The 14,679-nt window shown below is 69.2% G+C and carries 10 protein-coding genes; 5 read left to right on the forward strand and 5 right to left on the reverse strand.

Annotated elements, in window-relative coordinates; genetic code table 11:
- Positions 1-9 precede the first annotated feature (9 nt).
- From bchL to bchF, 5 genes are all read right to left on the reverse strand, one after another.
- Positions 10-933: a ferredoxin:protochlorophyllide reductase (ATP-dependent) iron-sulfur ATP-binding protein gene (gene bchL / locus EV670_RS04540; protein WP_130430591.1), complete on the reverse strand. Its 924-nt coding sequence runs from the start codon at positions 931-933 to the stop codon at positions 10-12.
- Between the two features lie 187 nt (positions 934-1,120).
- On the reverse strand, positions 1,121-4,930 hold the full coding sequence (locus EV670_RS04545; protein ID WP_242616834.1) for a magnesium chelatase subunit H: 3,810 nt from the start codon (positions 4,928-4,930) through the stop codon (positions 1,121-1,123).
- Between the two features lie 19 nt (positions 4,931-4,949).
- On the reverse strand, positions 4,950-6,578 hold the full coding sequence (gene bchB / locus EV670_RS04550) for a ferredoxin:protochlorophyllide reductase (ATP-dependent) subunit B (RefSeq protein WP_130430593.1): 1,629 nt from the start codon (positions 6,576-6,578) through the stop codon (positions 4,950-4,952).
- A 23-nt stretch (positions 6,579-6,601) separates the two neighbouring features.
- Complete coding sequence (locus EV670_RS04555; protein ID WP_130430594.1) at positions 6,602-7,882, reverse strand: ferredoxin:protochlorophyllide reductase (ATP-dependent) subunit N; 1,281 nt, start codon at positions 7,880-7,882, stop codon at positions 6,602-6,604.
- A complete protein-coding gene (bchF, locus tag EV670_RS04560; protein WP_242616835.1) occupies positions 7,879-8,382 on the reverse strand; it encodes a 2-vinyl bacteriochlorophyllide hydratase in 504 nt (167 codons plus the stop codon). The genes EV670_RS04555 and bchF overlap by 4 nt, the downstream gene beginning before the upstream one ends.
- 322 nt (positions 8,383-8,704) lie before the next feature.
- Between bchF and EV670_RS04565 the strand changes: the two genes are divergently transcribed.
- The 5 genes from EV670_RS04565 to EV670_RS04585 all read left to right on the forward strand — a co-directional run bounded on the left by EV670_RS04565 (position 8,705) and on the right by EV670_RS04585 (position 14,663).
- Positions 8,705-9,634, forward strand: a complete 930-nt coding sequence (locus EV670_RS04565) for a cobalamin B12-binding domain-containing protein (protein WP_130430596.1) — start codon at positions 8,705-8,707, stop codon at positions 9,632-9,634.
- Between the two features lie 77 nt (positions 9,635-9,711).
- Positions 9,712-11,130, forward strand: coding sequence for a transcriptional regulator PpsR (gene ppsR, locus EV670_RS04570; RefSeq protein WP_130430597.1), 1,419 nt, complete (start codon positions 9,712-9,714; stop codon positions 11,128-11,130).
- 88 nt (positions 11,131-11,218) lie between these two features.
- On the forward strand, positions 11,219-12,106 hold the full coding sequence (gene chlG / locus EV670_RS04575) for a chlorophyll synthase ChlG (protein ID WP_130430598.1): 888 nt from the start codon (positions 11,219-11,221) through the stop codon (positions 12,104-12,106).
- Positions 12,103-13,473: a BCD family MFS transporter gene (locus tag EV670_RS04580; RefSeq protein WP_130430599.1), complete on the forward strand. Its 1,371-nt coding sequence runs from the start codon at positions 12,103-12,105 to the stop codon at positions 13,471-13,473. The genes chlG and EV670_RS04580 overlap by 4 nt, the downstream gene beginning before the upstream one ends.
- Entirely contained in the window at positions 13,470-14,663 is a 1,194-nt protein-coding gene (locus EV670_RS04585; RefSeq protein ID WP_130430600.1) for a geranylgeranyl diphosphate reductase, read from the forward strand. Before EV670_RS04580 ends, EV670_RS04585 begins: the two co-directional genes overlap by 4 nt.
- Positions 14,664-14,679 lie beyond the last annotated feature (16 nt).

Raw genomic sequence — 14,679 nt, forward strand, 5'->3', positions numbered from 1 at the left:
GCGCCGGGCTCAGTCGAATCCGAGCAGGTCGAAGATGTCGCGGTCCTTCATTGGCACCGCGTTCATCGGCTCGACGCCAAGCCACAGCGAGGCGGCCAGGCGCATGTACTCCTTCTGCACCGCTTCCAACTCGGGCGAGGGCTCCATCTCGAACAGCGTCGACTTCTTGAGCCGGCTGCGGCGGATCACGTCGAGGTCCGGAAAGTGCGCCGCGAGCTTGAGGCCGATGCGATCGTTGTACTTGTCGATCTGGTCGGTGGCCGCGCTGCGGTTGGCGATCACGCCACCGAGCCGCACGTTGTAGTTCTTGGCCTTGGCGCCGATCGCCTGCACGATGCGGTTCATCGCGAAGATCGAGTCGAAGTCGTTGGCGGTGACGATTAGCGCACGGTCGGCATGCTGCAGCGGCGCCGCAAAGCCACCGCAGACAACATCCCCCAGCACGTCGAAGATGACGACGTCGGTGTCCTCGAGCAGGTGGTGCTCCTTGAGCAGCTTGACGGTCTGGCCGACCACGTAGCCGCCGCAGCCGGTGCCGGCCGGCGGGCCGCCGGCCTCCACGCACATCACGCCGTTGTAGCCCTCGAAGACGAAGTCCTCGGGCCGCAGCTCCTCGGCGTGGAAGTCGACCGTCTCGAGCACGTCGATCACGGTCGGCAGCATCTTCTTGGTGAGCGTGAAGGTGCTGTCGTGCTTGGGGTCGCAGCCGATCTGCAGCACTCGCTTGCCGAGCTTGGAGAAGGCCGCCGAGAGGTTGCTCGAGGTGGTGCTCTTGCCGATGCCGCCCTTGCCGTAGATCGCAAAGACCTTGGCGGTGCCGATCTTCAGGTTGGGGTCGAGATCGACCTGCACGCTGCCCTCGCCGTCGAGGCGCAGGTTCTTGCGCAGGCCCGGGCTCTTGATGTCGGGGAAAGGAACCGTGGTCGTGCTCATGACCACCCCAGGTCCGACGAGTACGTCGGCTGGTCTTGCAGCCCGCGCTGGGCCGGGAGGCCCAGCCCCGCGCCAGGCACGAACTGTCCACAGGACTGTTCGTGTCCGGGCTCGGCCCCCGAGGGGACGCGGGCCGGCTTGCGAGCGGTCCGGCGCTCGGCCCGCCACTGAAGTGCCTGAAGGTGTCTCATGCCGTCGTTCCTTCGAGTGAGTTCGTGTAGACGCCTTCGAGCCGGTCTTCGAGCTCTTCGCCGGCCCGTCGCAGCGCCTCGAGCACCGCGGCGTCGGGCTTCCAGAACTTGCGGTCGCAGGCCTCGAGCAGGCGGCTCGCGACGCGCGCCGAGGCGGTCGGGTTGAGCCTGGCCAGGCGCTCGCGCATGGCTGGATCGAGCATGAAGGTCTCGCTCAGCTGCTGGTAGACCCAGGGCTGGACCTGGCCGGTGGTGGCCGACCAGCCCATGGTGTTGGTCACGTGCACCTCGATCTGGCGCACGCCCTCGTAGCCATGCTGCAGCATGCCTTCGTACCACTTCGGGTTGAGCATGCGGGTGCGGGTTTCGAGTGCGACCTGCTCGCTCAGCGTGCGCACGCTGCCGCCGCCGTTGGCGTCACGGGTCTGGTCGCCGATGTAGACCGGGGCCACTTCGGCGTCCTTGCCCTTGGCCCGCTTGACGGCACGGCTGATGCCACCGAGCGTGTCGAAGTAGGTGTCGATCGTGGTGACGCCGAGCTCGACCGAGTCGAGATTCTGGTAGGCCAGCTCGATGCCCCTGAGCGCGCTGTCGAGCAGTTGCGTCTGCTGCACCGGTCGACCGCTGCGGCCGTAGGCAAAGCCCTTGCGGCGGGTGTAGGTCTCGGCCAGTTCGTCGGCATCGTCCCAGCGGCTGTTGTCGACCAGACTGCCGACGTTGGCGCCATAGGCGCCCTCGGCATTGCCGAACACGCGCAGCGAGGCGGTTTCCAGATCGCCGCCATGCTCGGCCTGGTAGGCCAACGCATGCTTGCGGATGAAGTTCCGCTCGAGCGGTTCGTCCTCGGCGCTGGCGGCCAGGAACGCGGCCTCGGCCAGCAGCTTGATCTGCAGGGGCAACAGGTCGCGGAAGATGCCTGAGAGGGAGATGAGCACGTCCACGCGCGGGCGCCCGAGTTCGGCCAGCGTCATCAACTGCGCGCCGGCCAGCCGGCCGTAGCTGTCGAAGCGCGGTTTCGCACCCATCAGCGCGAGTGCCTGGCCGATCGGGCCGCCCTCGCTCTTGAGGTTGTCGGTGCCCCACAGCACCAGCGCGATCGACTCGGGGAAGGCGTGGCCGTCGGCCATGTGCCGCTGTAGCAGGCGCTCGGCCTGGCGCGCGCCATCCTGCACCGCGTAGGCGCTCGGGATGCGGAAGGGATCGAAGCCATGCAGGTTGCGCCCGGTCGGCAGGATCGCCGGCGTGCGCAGCAGGTCGCCGCCCGGGGCCGGGCGCAGGAACCTGCCGTCGAGCGCGTGCAGGATGCCGGCGATCTCGTGGTCTTCGGCCATCAGGGCATCGGCGGCGGCGAGCTCGCGCAGCAGCGCGAGGGTCTTGTCGTCGGTGCCGATCGGCGCCTGGGCGAGCGCGGCCTCTGGCGTGCTGCCGGCCACCAGCGCGGCGACGACTTCGCGCGCCGGCCGCGCACCGTGCGAGGCCTCGGCCAGCGACAGCAGCAGGTCGACGCGCTCGACCGATGTCGGCGCCTGGCCGACCACGTGCAGGCCGTGCGGGATCAGCGTGTACTCCAGCTCGAGAACGGCCTCGTTGAGACGGGCGATCTGCGGCACGGCTGCGCCGGCCCAGGCAGGCTCGAGGCTCGCCAGTTCGAGTTCGGCGGCCTGGGCCTGGATCAGCGTGGCCAACTCGGCGGCCTCGTGCGTGGCTTCGGGCTCGAGGCCACGGAAGAGTTCGAGCAGCGCCTTCAGGTCGATCAGTCCCTTGTAGAGCCCGGCCTGGGCCACCGGCGGCGTCAGGTAGCTGATCAGCGTGGCCGCCGCACGGCGCTTGGCGATGGTGCCTTCTGAGGGGTTGTTCGAGGCGTAGAGGTAGAGGTTCGGCAGGTCGCCGATCAGGCGGTCGGGCCAGCAGGCCGAGGACATGCCGTTTTGCTTGCCGGGCATGAACTCGAGCGCGCCGTGGGTGCCGAAGTGCAGCACCGCGTGGGCGCCGAAGTCCTCGCGCAACCAGCGGTAGAAAGCCGAGAAGGCATGCGTGGGTGCGAAGCCCTTCTCGAACAGCAGCCGCATCGGGTCGCCTTCGTAGCCGAAGGCCGGCTGCACGCCGACGAAGACATTGCCGAAGCGCTCGCCGTAGACGAACAGGCTGCTGCCGTCGCTTTGCTGGCGACCCGGCGCCGGACCCCACTGGGCCTCGATCTCCTTGAGGTGCTTCTCGCGCCGCACATGGTCGTCGGTGGCGATGCGCACGTGCACGTTGGCCTGCGCGCCATGGCGCGCGGCGTTGCCGTTGATGACGCGATCGCGCAGATCATCCACCGACTTCGGCAGCTCGACCGTGTAGCCTTCGCGCTGCATCGCCGTCATCGTGTTGAACAGCGACTCGAAGACCGAGAGGAAGGCCGCGGTGCCGGTGTTGCCGGCGTTGGGCGGGAAGTTGAAGACGACCGCCGCGACCTTGCGCTCGGCGCGCTGCGAGCGGCGCAGGTCGACCAGCTTGCCGACGCGCGCGGCCAGCAGGTCGGCGCGCTCGATGCAGCTGTGCATGTTGTGGGCGTCGATGCCGGGGCCGGCGGCGACGTTCCTGAAGGTGCAGCCGTGCGCGCAGCCGGTGCAGGCAATGTGCTCGGCGCTGCCGCGGCCGCCGAAGACCATCGAGCCGGTTGCGCCATCCAGCTCGGGGATCGCGACCATCATCGTTGCCTCGACCGGCAACAGGCCGCGCGGCGAGCCGCCCCATTGATCGAGGGTCTGGAACTCGACCGGCGTGACCGCGAGATAGGGCACGTCGAGCCGGGCCAGGATGTCCTCGGCCGCCTTGGCATCGTTGTAGGCCGGGCCACCGACCAGCGAGAAGCCGGTCAGCGAGACCACGGCGTCGATCGTCGGCCGACCGTCGGCCAGGAAGAACGCGTCGATCGCAGGGCGCGAGTCGAGACCGGTGGCAAAGGCCGGCACCACGCGCAGGCCGCGTGCTTCCATCGCGGTGATGACGCCGTCGTAGTGGTCGGTGTTGCCGGCCAGGAGGTATGAGCGCATCAGCAGCAGGCCAACCGTGCCGCGCTTGCCGGTGGTGGCCACGCGCGGCAGTGCGGACAACTGCTCCGACATGCGGCCGGGCATGCGCGTGTGGTAGACGCCGACCTCCGGATACTCGACCGGCGCCTGTGGCCGGGCAATGCCGCGCAGCGCCTTGCGCGGCCCGTCGGCGTAGCGATCGACCAGGAACTGCACCATGTTGGCGACGTTGGCCTCGGAGCCCGCGAGCCAGTACTGCAGCGTGATGAAGTAGGCCCGCACGTCCTGCGCGGTGCCGGGGATGAAGCGCAGGATCTTGGGCAGGCGGCGCAGCATCTTCATCTGCTGGGCGCCGGCGGTGGCCTTGACACCCGACTCGTTGCCCTTGGCCTCGGGCTTGCCACGCAGCCGCTTGAGCAGCGCCAGCGGGCCGCTGGCCGGCACGCCCATGTCGAACCTGCCCATGCGCGTTAGCTTCATCACCTCGGCCGCGGACATGGCGCAGACCATCGCGTCGCAATGATCGCGGCGCGCCTGCAGCGCGGGCAGCACCGGGAGGAAATGGTCTTCCATGAACAGCATCGTCGCGATGACGATGTCGCCCTGCGCGATGTCGGCCTTGCAACGCTCGAGTGCCTCGGCGTTGCCGCCCCATTCGGCGGCGGCATGCACCACCAGCTTGAGCCCCGGCATCGCGCGCGCCAGCGTGCGGCTGGCGCGTTCGGCGGCGCTGGCCAGGTGGCTGTCCATGGTGACGATCACGACCCGCATCGCGGGGTGAAGGTTCACGACGCCGGCGGTCGCGGCACTAGCGGCTGAAGTGCGCTTTTGCATCGTAGAGTGTCTCGATGGTGATCACCGGCACGCCATGGTCTTGCGCATAGCGCTCGGTGTTGCGGCGCGCCTTGCCGCGCACGAAGAACGGGATCTTGCGCAGCTCCTTCTCCGCGTCCGGGGCCCACATTGCCGTGATCCCTGCCGGTGGGCCTTCTGCGTGGCGGTCGATGACGATCTCGGGCGCCGTGGCGGCCGGCGCCTGTTCCTTGACGATCTCGATCAGGGTGGGCGTCTCTACGCCGGCCGGCGTGCCAACATGGCCACCGAGGTGCGAGGGCGCCGCGTCTTCATGGAACTCGAAGTCGCCGCGGAACATGCCGATCAGGTGCTCCTCGAGGCCCATCATCAGCGGATGGACCCAGGTGTCGAACAGCACGTTGGCGCCTTCGAAACCCATCTGTGGCGAGTGGCGGGCCGGGAAGTCCTGCACATGCACCGGCGCCGAGATCACCGCGCACGGCACGCCCAGGCGCTTGGCGATGTGGCGCTCCATCTGGGTGCCGAGTACCAGCTCGGGTTGCAGCTCGGCGACCCTGGCCTCGACCTCCAGATAGTCGTCGGTGATGAGCGGCTCGACGCCGTAGAGAGCGGCGGCCTCGCGGATCTCGCGCGCGAACTCGCGGCTGTAGGTGCCGATGCCGACCACCGTGAAGCCCATCTCGCGGCTCGCCACCCGTGCCGCGGCCACCGCGTGGGTGGCGTCGCCGAAGACGAAGACGCGCTTGCCGGTGAGGTAGGTCGAGTCGACCGAGCGCGCGTACCAGGGCGCGTGTGAGCGCTCGTCCTCGAGCGCGGGCGCTTCGATGCCGGCCAGTTGCGCGACTTCGGCGATGAACTCGCGGGTGGCGCCGGCGCCGATCGGGATCGTCCTAGTGAACGGCTGGCCGAAGCTGCGCTTGAGCCAGTGGGCGGCCTGCGACGCGGTCTCGGGGTAGAGCACGACGTTGAAATCGGCGTCGCCCAGCCGCGCGATGTCGGCCGGCGTCGCGTCGAGCGGCGCGGTGACGTTGATCTCGATGCCCATGCGCTCGACCAGCGCGCGGATCTCGCGCAGGTCGTCGCGGTGGCGAAAGCCGAGGGCGGTAGGCCCGAGCAGATTGCAGCGCGGCCTGGCACCTTCGGCGCGCGTCGGGCGCGGCACGGCAGGAGTCGCAACCTTGGGTCCGGCGAGCGTACGCACCAGCTGATAGAAGGTCTCGGCCGCGCCCCAGTTTTCCTTGCGCTGGTAGGCCGGCAGTTCGAGCGCGACCACCGGTATCGGTAACTCCAGCGCGCGGGCCAGTCCGCCCGGATCGTCCTGGATCAGCTCGGCGGTGCACGAGGCGCCGACCAGCATGGCGGCCGGCTTGAAGCGCTCGAAGGCATCGCGTGCCGCGGTCTTGAACAGCTCGGCCGTATCGCTGCCGAGGTCACGTGCCTGGAAGGTGGTGTAGGTCACCGGCGGCCGACGCGGCAGCCGCTCGATCATCGTGAACAGCAGGTCGGCGTAGGTGTCGCCCTGCGGCGCGTGCAGCACGTAGTGCACGTCCTTCATCGCCGTGGCCACGCGCATCGCGCCAACATGCGGCGGGCCTTCGTAGGTCCAGAGCGTGAGTTGCATCGTGTCGCTCCGCGAGGGACCCGCTAGGCGACCAGCTTCTCGCGCCGCAGCAGCGGGCGCGTGAACAGCTCGGCCAGGTCGCCGGCCTGCTCGTAGCCCTGGACCGGCGTGAAGACCAGCTCGATCGACCACTTGGTCGTCAGCCCTTCGGCTTCGAGCGGGTTGGCCAGGCCGAGGCCGCAGACCACCAGGTCGGGCCGCGCGGCGCGGCAGCGGTCGAGTTGCTGCTCCAGATGCTGGCCCTCGCTGAGTGCGGTGCCTTCGGGCAGCAGCGCCAGCTCCTCGGCCAGGTGCTGGCGGTGCAGGTAGGGCGTGCCGACCTCGACCAGTTCGACCTGCAGCTCACGCGAGAGAAAGCGTGCGAGCGGGATCTCGAGCTGCGAGTCGGGGAAGAAGAAGATGCGCTTGCCGCCGAGCAGGAGACGGTGGCGTGCGAGCGCGCGGGCTGCGCGTTCGCGGCCGGGGGCGGTGACGCGCTCGAAGCGCGCTGCCGAGACGCCGAAGGCGTCGGCGGCCGCCCGCAGCCACGCGGTCGTGCCTTCGGCGCCAAGTGGGAAGGGCGCCGCCAACCGCCGTGCGCCGCGTGCTTCGAGCGCGCGTGCGGTGTCGGCGAGGAAGGGCTGCGCCAGCAGGAAGCGGGTGCCGGCGCTGATCGCTGGCATCCGAGCCGCGCGGCGCGCCGGCAGGAAGCTGACCGACCCGATGCCGAGTTCGGCAAACAGCCGCGCGAACTGGTCTTCGACGACGTCGGCGAGCGCTCCGACGACCATCAGTGCGGGTGCGTCGTCGCTCGCGGCGGCGAGTTGCGGCACCAGCGCCGCCAGGCACGCGTCCTCGCCCTGGGTGAAGGTGGTCTCGATGCCGCTGCCCGAATAGTTGAGGACCCGCACCGCCGGCGAGAACTGCGCCGACAGGCGCTGCGCGGCGCGCGCGAGATCGAGCTTGATGACCTCGGACGGGCACGAACCCACGAGGAACAGCAGCCTGATCTCGGGCCGGCGTTGCAGCAGGCGGGTGACGACGCGGTCGAGTTCGTCCTGCGCGTCGGCCAGGCCGGCCAGGTCGCGCTCGTCGAGGATCGCGGTCGCAAAACGCGGCTCGGCGAAGATCATCACGCCGGCGGCCGACTGGATCAGGTGGGCGCAGGTGCGCGAGCCCACTACCAGGAAGAACGCATCCTGGATCTTGCGGTGCAGCCAGATGATGCCGGTCAGGCCGCAGAAGACCTCGCGCTGCCCGCGCTCGCGCCGCACAGGGGCGTCGCTGCAGCCGCTGCCGGCACGGATCGGGATCACCGGGCTCATGCCAGTAGCTCCGGCCGTGCCGGCGCGCCGCCCAGGCGCGCCTGGTCGAGTCGCGCCGCCCGCAACTTGAGCAGGAACTGCGTCGCATTGATCGCGTAGGCCGCGTAGGCCGCCAGCGCCAGCAGCATCTGGCCGCGCGCGCCGAGCGCGCCCGTGAAGAGCGCCACCAGATAGGCCGTGTGCAGCGCCAGCACCAGCATGCTGAACACGTCTTCCCAGTAGAAGGCCGGTGCAAAGAGGTAGCGGCCGAAGACCACCTTCTCCCAGATGCAGCCGGTGACCATGATGGTGTAGAGCAGCAGCGTCTTGGTCACGACCGAGATCGTCGCGGCCACGTGGCCCTCGCCGGTGGCGAGGAAGCGCAGCACCAGCCCGAGGCTGACCAGGAAGACCAGGAACTGGATCGGCGCCAGCACGCCCTGCACCAGGGTCCAGCCGCTGGCATCCCGGCGCCGGCGCTCGTCGGCGGTGTACAGCGGGCGACGAGCGACATCGTTCACAGCCGCGCGCTGCGTCGAACTGGCTGAGGTCCGGCTGCCCATGTCGGCGAATCTAGACCTCTCTCGAACGAGTGTCAATTGAACTTGACGTACATAAAGACTGACATTAACTTTGAGCGGAGGGGTGTTAACACTGACTTGACCCTGAGCATGGGTGGCGCGCAAATCCGGCCACCCCAGAAGTCGAAGAACAGGGCCGGAAGTCAGGTCAGTGAACCCATGAGATGACGCAAGGCCCGCTGGTTTCGTTCTCAGGCGGGAACGGCAAGCGCCCCCAGACGCCGGGCGCTGCCGGTGGGCCACCTGCGCGAGGAGACGTCCGATGGATCGGTTGACACGCGAGTGCCTGCTGGGGGACGACTGGGATGCCGAGTTGGCGCCCCGCACGCCCGTGGCCGAGGTTGAACTCCCCGGCCAGAGCTTGTTGCCGCTCGGGGTGGCGGCCAACGCCGACACGATTTCGGCCCGCGAGCGCATGGCTTGGCTGGCCAGCACGATCGAAGGCGAGATCATTCCGCGGCTGATGCTGGCCCACCGTCCGCCACCGGTCGGCAGTTCGGACAGGCAAGCGCCTTTCCTCGACGCCTCGGTGGTGGAGATCGAGGCCTTTGCGCGGCTCGTGATGGGTGTCGACGACACGGCGGCGGCGGCGCATGTCGAGAGCCTGCGGGCCTCGGGTGAGTCCCTGGAGCGCATCTACCTCGGCCTGCTCGCGCCGACCGCGCGCTACCTGGGTGAGTTGTGGGTGGCCGACCTGTGTGACTTCACCGCTGTCACTACCGCCTTGTGGCGGTTGCAGCACTTGATGTACGACCTCAGTCCGGCCTTCCAGCGCGACGGCGAGTCTGGCCAGCGCCGGCACCATGCGCTGCTGGCACCGGTGCCGGGTTCCCAGCACACCTTCGGGCTGCTGATGGTGGCCGAATTCTTCAGGCGGGCCGGTTGGAGCGTCTGGACGCAGCCGTCCGTGACCCTGTTCGATCTGGTCGAAGCGGTGCAGAGCGAATGGTTCGACCTGATCGGCTTCTCGGTGGCCATTGACCGCCATATCGAGAATCTTGACTCGGTTATCCTTGCGCTGCGCAAGGCCTCGTGCAATCCGCAGATCATCGTGACGATCGGCGGTGCAGCGATGGTCGGCCATCCGGAGTACGTCACCCGGGTTGGTGCGGATCTGACCGCCGCAAACGCGCCCGAGGCCGTTCGCTTGGCTGAGCAACTGGTGGCGGCGCGATCTGACGTGCGCTGTTGAGCCAGGAGCCGCCCTTGACGCTAGAGCGAGATGACGATGAGGCCCTCGGTCGCGAACCCGATGCAGGAGTGGTTGGCGTGAGTGCTTTCGATTCGCCCACCTTCAGCCTGGCTGGTCTCGATGGCGAAGCGGCCGCTTCGGTGATCGCTGTGGCGGCCGACGTGGCGCTGATGCTCGACGGCGAGGGCGTGATCCGCGACGTCTCCGTGGGCAACAAGCAACTCGCGCTCGATGGCTATCGCAAGTGGGTCGGTCGCTCGTGGGCCGAGACGGTGACGGTCGAAAGCCGGCCCAAAGTGGCCGCGCTGCTCAAGGAGGCCGGGGCCGCAGCGGCGCGCAAGTGGCGCCACATCAACCATCCCTCGCCGCACGGTGCCGACGTTCCGCTGCTGTACTCGACCATCCAGGTCGGCAAGGAAGGCAGCGTCGTGGCGCTCGGGCGCGACCTCAGTGCCGTGGCCGCGTTGCAGCAGCGCCTGGTCGACGCGCAGCAGTCGATGGAGCGCGACTACCTGCGACTTCGCCACATGGAGACGCGGTACCGCCACCTCTTCGAGTCGGCCTTGGAGGCGGTGCTGGTGGTCGATGGCGCGTCGCAGAAGGTCCTGGAGGTCAACCCTGCCGCCTGCCAGTTGATCGGCGACACGTCCAAGCGCATCGTCGGCCGGGCGCTACCCGAATTTTTCGATGCGGCCGGTGGTCGAGCCTTGCTGACGCTGCTGGGCGGCGTGCGCGCTGTCGGACGCGCGCAGCAGGTCACCATCAGCCTCGGGGCCGAGCAGCGCGAACTGAGCGTGTCGGCATCATCGTTCCGCCAGGAGGGCGGTGCCTTGTTCCTCGTGAGGCTGCATGCGGCACGCGAGCTTGGCGCGGCGCCGGCCCCCAATGCCCAGACCCTGCTGGCGCGAGCCATCGAAAGAGTGCCCGACGGCTTTGTCGTCACCGACGCCGAAGGCCGGGTCCTGGCCGCCAACTCGGCTTTCGTCGAGATGACGCAACTCGCCGCCTCGGAGCAGTTGGTGGGCCAGTCGCTGGAGCGCTGGCTGGGCCGATCCGGCGTCGATCTCAGCGTGCTGCTGGCCAACCTGCGCCAGCATGGCGCGGTACGCCTGTTTGCGACCACCGTCAGCAACCAGTACGGCTCGAGCATCGAGGCCGAGATCTCGGCTGCGGCCTTCTCAGACGGCGAGCGGTCCTGCTTCGGGTTCACGCTCCGCGACGTCGGTCGCCGCCTCGGCGAGACGCCGCCGCGGCAGCGACGCGAGTTGCCGCGTTCGGTGGCACAACTCACCGAACTGGTGGGCCGCATGCCGCTCAAGGACATCGTTGGCGAGACCACCGACCTGATCGAGCAGCTCTGCATCGAGGCGGCGCTCGAGCTCACGCGCAACAACCGCGCCTCGGCCTCCGAGATGCTGGGTCTTTCGCGCCAGAGCCTGTACGTCAAGCTGCGCCGCTACAACCTCGGCGACTCGGGCGGAGACGGCGGCAAGTAGTTCGGCTCGAGGTGCGCGGCGTGAACGGCGCCGCCGCAGCGTGTAAATCTCGGTTGACGGTAATGAGTGTCAGCAGTAGAAATACTGCATGTCACGCCCCGCGTTGTCCGCGGTGACCGAGCTGTTCAAGCCGATCACCTGGTTTCCTCCGATGTGGGCCTTTGGCTGTGGCGTCGTGGCCTCGGGCATCCCGGTCACGGCCAACGGCATGTGGCCGGTGGTGATCGTCGGCGTTGCGCTGGCTGGCCCGCTCGTCTGCGCCACCAGCCAGGCCGTCAATGACTGGTTCGATCGCCACGTCGACGCGATCAACGAGCCGCAGCGGCCGATCCCTTCCGGACGCATGCCCGGCCGCTGGGGGCTCTACATCGCGTTGATCTGGACCGTGGTGTCGCTGCTGGTCGCGGCCACGCTGGGACCCTGGGGTTTTGGTGCGGCGATGTTCGGCCTGGCGCTGGCCTGGGCCTACAGCGCGCCGCCGCTGCGCCTCAAGCGCAACGGCTGGTGGGGTAACGCCGCCTGCGGCCTGTGCTACGAGGGTCTCGCCTGGGTGACGGGTGCGGCGGTGATGGCCGGCGGCGCGATGCCCGACGCGCGCTCGTTGCTGCTGGCCGGGCTCTACAGCTTCGGCGCCCACGGAATCATGACGCTCAACGATTTCAAGAGCGTGGAGGGCGACCGCCAGATGGGCATCGGCTCGCTGCCGGTGCGGCTTGGCATCGATCGCGCGGCACGCGTGGCCTGCTGGATGATGGCGCTGCCGCAGGCGATCGTTATCGCGGTGCTGATCGGCTGGCAACGGCCCTGGCACGCGGCCGCGGTTGCGCTGCTGCTGGCGCTGCAGTTGCTGATGATGGGCCGCTTCATCGCCTCGCCGCGCGAACGCGCGATCTGGTACAGCGGCGGCGGCGTCACCCTCTATGTGATCGGCATGCTGATCAGCGCCTTTGCGCTGCGCTCGATGGGGATGGCATGAACCCGCCAGCAGAGGGCTTCGGCTGGTTGCAGATCGTCCGCCTCGGCCTGGTCCAGGCCTCGCTGGGCGCCGTCGTGGTGTTGACCACCTCGACGCTGAATCGCGTGATGGTGGTCGAACTCGCGCTGCCGGCGCTGCTGCCGGGCTTGCTGGTGGCGCTGCACTACGCGGTCCAAGTCGTGCGGCCGCGGCTTGGCCACGGCGCGGATGTCGGTGGCCGCAGCACGCCGTGGATCGTCGGCGGCATGCTGGCGCTGGCACTCGGCGGCGTCGGCGCTGCGCTGGCGACGGCATGGATGGGCAGCAACCGGATCGGCGGGATCGCCGCAGCCGTGGTGGCCTTCGCGCTGATCGGCATTGGTGTCGGCGCGGCCGGCACCTCTTTGCTGGTGCTGATGGCCAAGCGGGTCGATGCGAGCCGCCGCGCAGCGGCAGCGACGATCGTCTGGATGATGATGATCGTCGGCTTCATCGTCACCGCGGCGAGCGCCGGCGCGCTGCTCGATCCCTACTCGCCGGCACGGCTGGTGGCGGTGACGGCCGGGGTCGCGCTGGCCGCGTTCGTGCTGACGCTGGTGGCGATGCATCGCCTCGAAGGTGCGGCCGGGTCGCTTGCGACCGCGGTGACTGCGGGTGCCCCAAAGCCGGCGTTTCGCGTGGCGCTGGCCGAAGTCTGGGCCGAGCGGGCGGCGCGCCAGTTCACGATCTTCGTGTTCATCGCGATGCTGGCCTACAGCGCGCAGGACCTGATCCTCGAGCCCTTTGCCGGCAGCGTGTTCGGTTTCACGCCCGGTGCCTCGACCCAGTTGTCGGCGGTGCAGCACAGTGGCGTCCTGCTCGGAATGGTCGTCGTCGCGCTCGCCGGCAGCGGCTGGCTTGGCCAGCAACTACGTTCGCTGCGCGTCTGGACCATCGGTGGCTGCATCGCCTCGGCGCTGGCGCTGTTGGGACTCACGCTGGGCGGCCTGGTCGGTCCCGGCTGGCCGCTCAAGCCCAACGTGTTCCTGCTCGGCGCCGCCAACGGCGCGTTCTCGATTGCCGCGATCGCCTCGATGATGCGCTTGGCCGGCGAGGGTCGCGGCGCGCGCGAGGGTGTTCGCATGGGCCTGTGGGGTGCCGCTCAGGCCACTGCCTTCGGCCTCGGCGGTGTGCTCGGCACCGCTGCCAGTGACGTGGCGCACTGGTTGATCGTCCATCCGGGCACCGCCTACGCCGCGGTGTTCGGGCTCGAGGCGCTGCTGTTCCTGGCCTCGGCGCGACTGGCGGCCGGCATCGGATGCGGCCCATCCACCGCCGCGTCGCGCGCTGCGCAACCTGCACGCGGCTTGAGCTACGGCGCGGCCCTCGAACCCCGGAGATCGCCATGAGCGAGTGTTTCGACGTGGTCGTCATCGGCGGTGGTCCGGCCGGTGCGACCGCGGCCCACGAACTCGCGCGCCTGGGCCGCTCGGTGCTGCTGCTCGACCGCGCCGGCCGCGTCAAGCCGTGTGGCGGTGCGATCCCGCCGCGCCTGATCAAGGACTTCGAGATTCCCGATCACCTGCTGGTGGCGCGCGCCACGTCGGCGCGCATGGTGTCGCCGGCCGATGTGCGGGTCGACATCCCGATCGAGAGCGGCTTCGTCGGCATGGTCGACCGCGAGGTGTTCGACGAGTGGCTGCGTGAGCGCGCCGGCGTGGCCGGCGCGGTGCGCCGCAACGGCCGCTTCGAGAAACTCGAGCGCGACGCCGAGGGCGCCGCCTTGATTCACTACAGGCGGCGCGACGCGGGCGAGGCCGAACGCGATGACTGCGTGCGTGCGCGCAGCGTGATCGGCGCCGACGGCGCCAACTCGGCCGTCGCGCGGCAGGCGGTTCCCGGCGCCGAGCGCGTGAGGCATGTGTTCGCGTACCACGAGATCGTGCGGACGCCAGCGCTCGTGCCGGCCGGCTACGACGGTTCGCGCTGCGACGTCTACTACCGCGGTGAACTCTCGCCCGACTTCTACGGCTGGGTCTTTCCGCACGGCGACACGCTCAGCATCGGCACCGGCAGCGCCGACAAGGGCTTCTCGCTGCGCGCTGCCACCGGCACGCTGCGTCGAGCCGCCGGACTGGAGGGTGCCGAGACGGTGCGACGCGAGGGCGCGCCGCTGCCGATGAAGCCGCTCAGGCGCTGGGACAACGGGCGCGACATCGTGCTCGCCGGCGACGCGGCCGGCGTGGTGGCACCGGCCTCGGGCGAAGGCATCTACTACGCGATGGTCGGCGGCCAACTTGCCGCCCAGGCCGTGGAGCAGTTGCTGGTCACGGGCCAGGGCCGCGCGCTGGCGCAGGCGCGCAAGCGCTTCATGAAGGAGCACGGCACGGTGTTCCTGGTGCTCGGCGTCATGCAGCGCTTCTGGTACGTCAACGACAAGCGGCGCGAGCGATTCGTCAGCATCTGCAAGGACAAGGACGTGCAGCAGATGACCTTCGAGTCCTACATGAACAAGAAGCTGACGCGCAAGAAGCCGATGCAGCAGGTGCGGATCTTCTTCAAGGACATGGCGCATCTGCTGGGGCTGGCGCGGGTGTGAGCGCGGCCCTGATCGG

Origin of the sequence: Rivibacter subsaxonicus, assembly GCF_004217215.1 — a bacterium.
Taxonomy (GTDB): domain Bacteria; phylum Pseudomonadota; class Gammaproteobacteria; order Burkholderiales; family Burkholderiaceae_C; genus Rivibacter; species Rivibacter subsaxonicus.

Bases quoted from the DNA above. Each gene is read 5' to 3' on its own strand.
- EV670_RS04565 (WP_130430596.1), top strand. From the start codon at position 8,705: ATGGATCGGTTGACACGCGAGTGCCTGCTGGGGGACGACTGGGATGCC.
- EV670_RS04555 (WP_130430594.1), bottom strand. From the start codon at position 7,882: ATGAGCCCGGTGATCCCGATCCGTGCCGGCAGCGGCTGCAGCGACGCC.
- chlG (WP_130430598.1), top strand. From the start codon at position 11,219: ATGTCACGCCCCGCGTTGTCCGCGGTGACCGAGCTGTTCAAGCCGATC.
- EV670_RS04585 (WP_130430600.1), top strand. From the start codon at position 13,470: ATGAGCGAGTGTTTCGACGTGGTCGTCATCGGCGGTGGTCCGGCCGGT.
- EV670_RS04580 (WP_130430599.1), top strand. From the start codon at position 12,103: ATGAACCCGCCAGCAGAGGGCTTCGGCTGGTTGCAGATCGTCCGCCTC.
- bchB (WP_130430593.1), bottom strand. From the start codon at position 6,578: ATGCAACTCACGCTCTGGACCTACGAAGGCCCGCCGCATGTTGGCGCG.
- bchL (WP_130430591.1), bottom strand. From the start codon at position 933: ATGAGCACGACCACGGTTCCTTTCCCCGACATCAAGAGCCCGGGCCTG.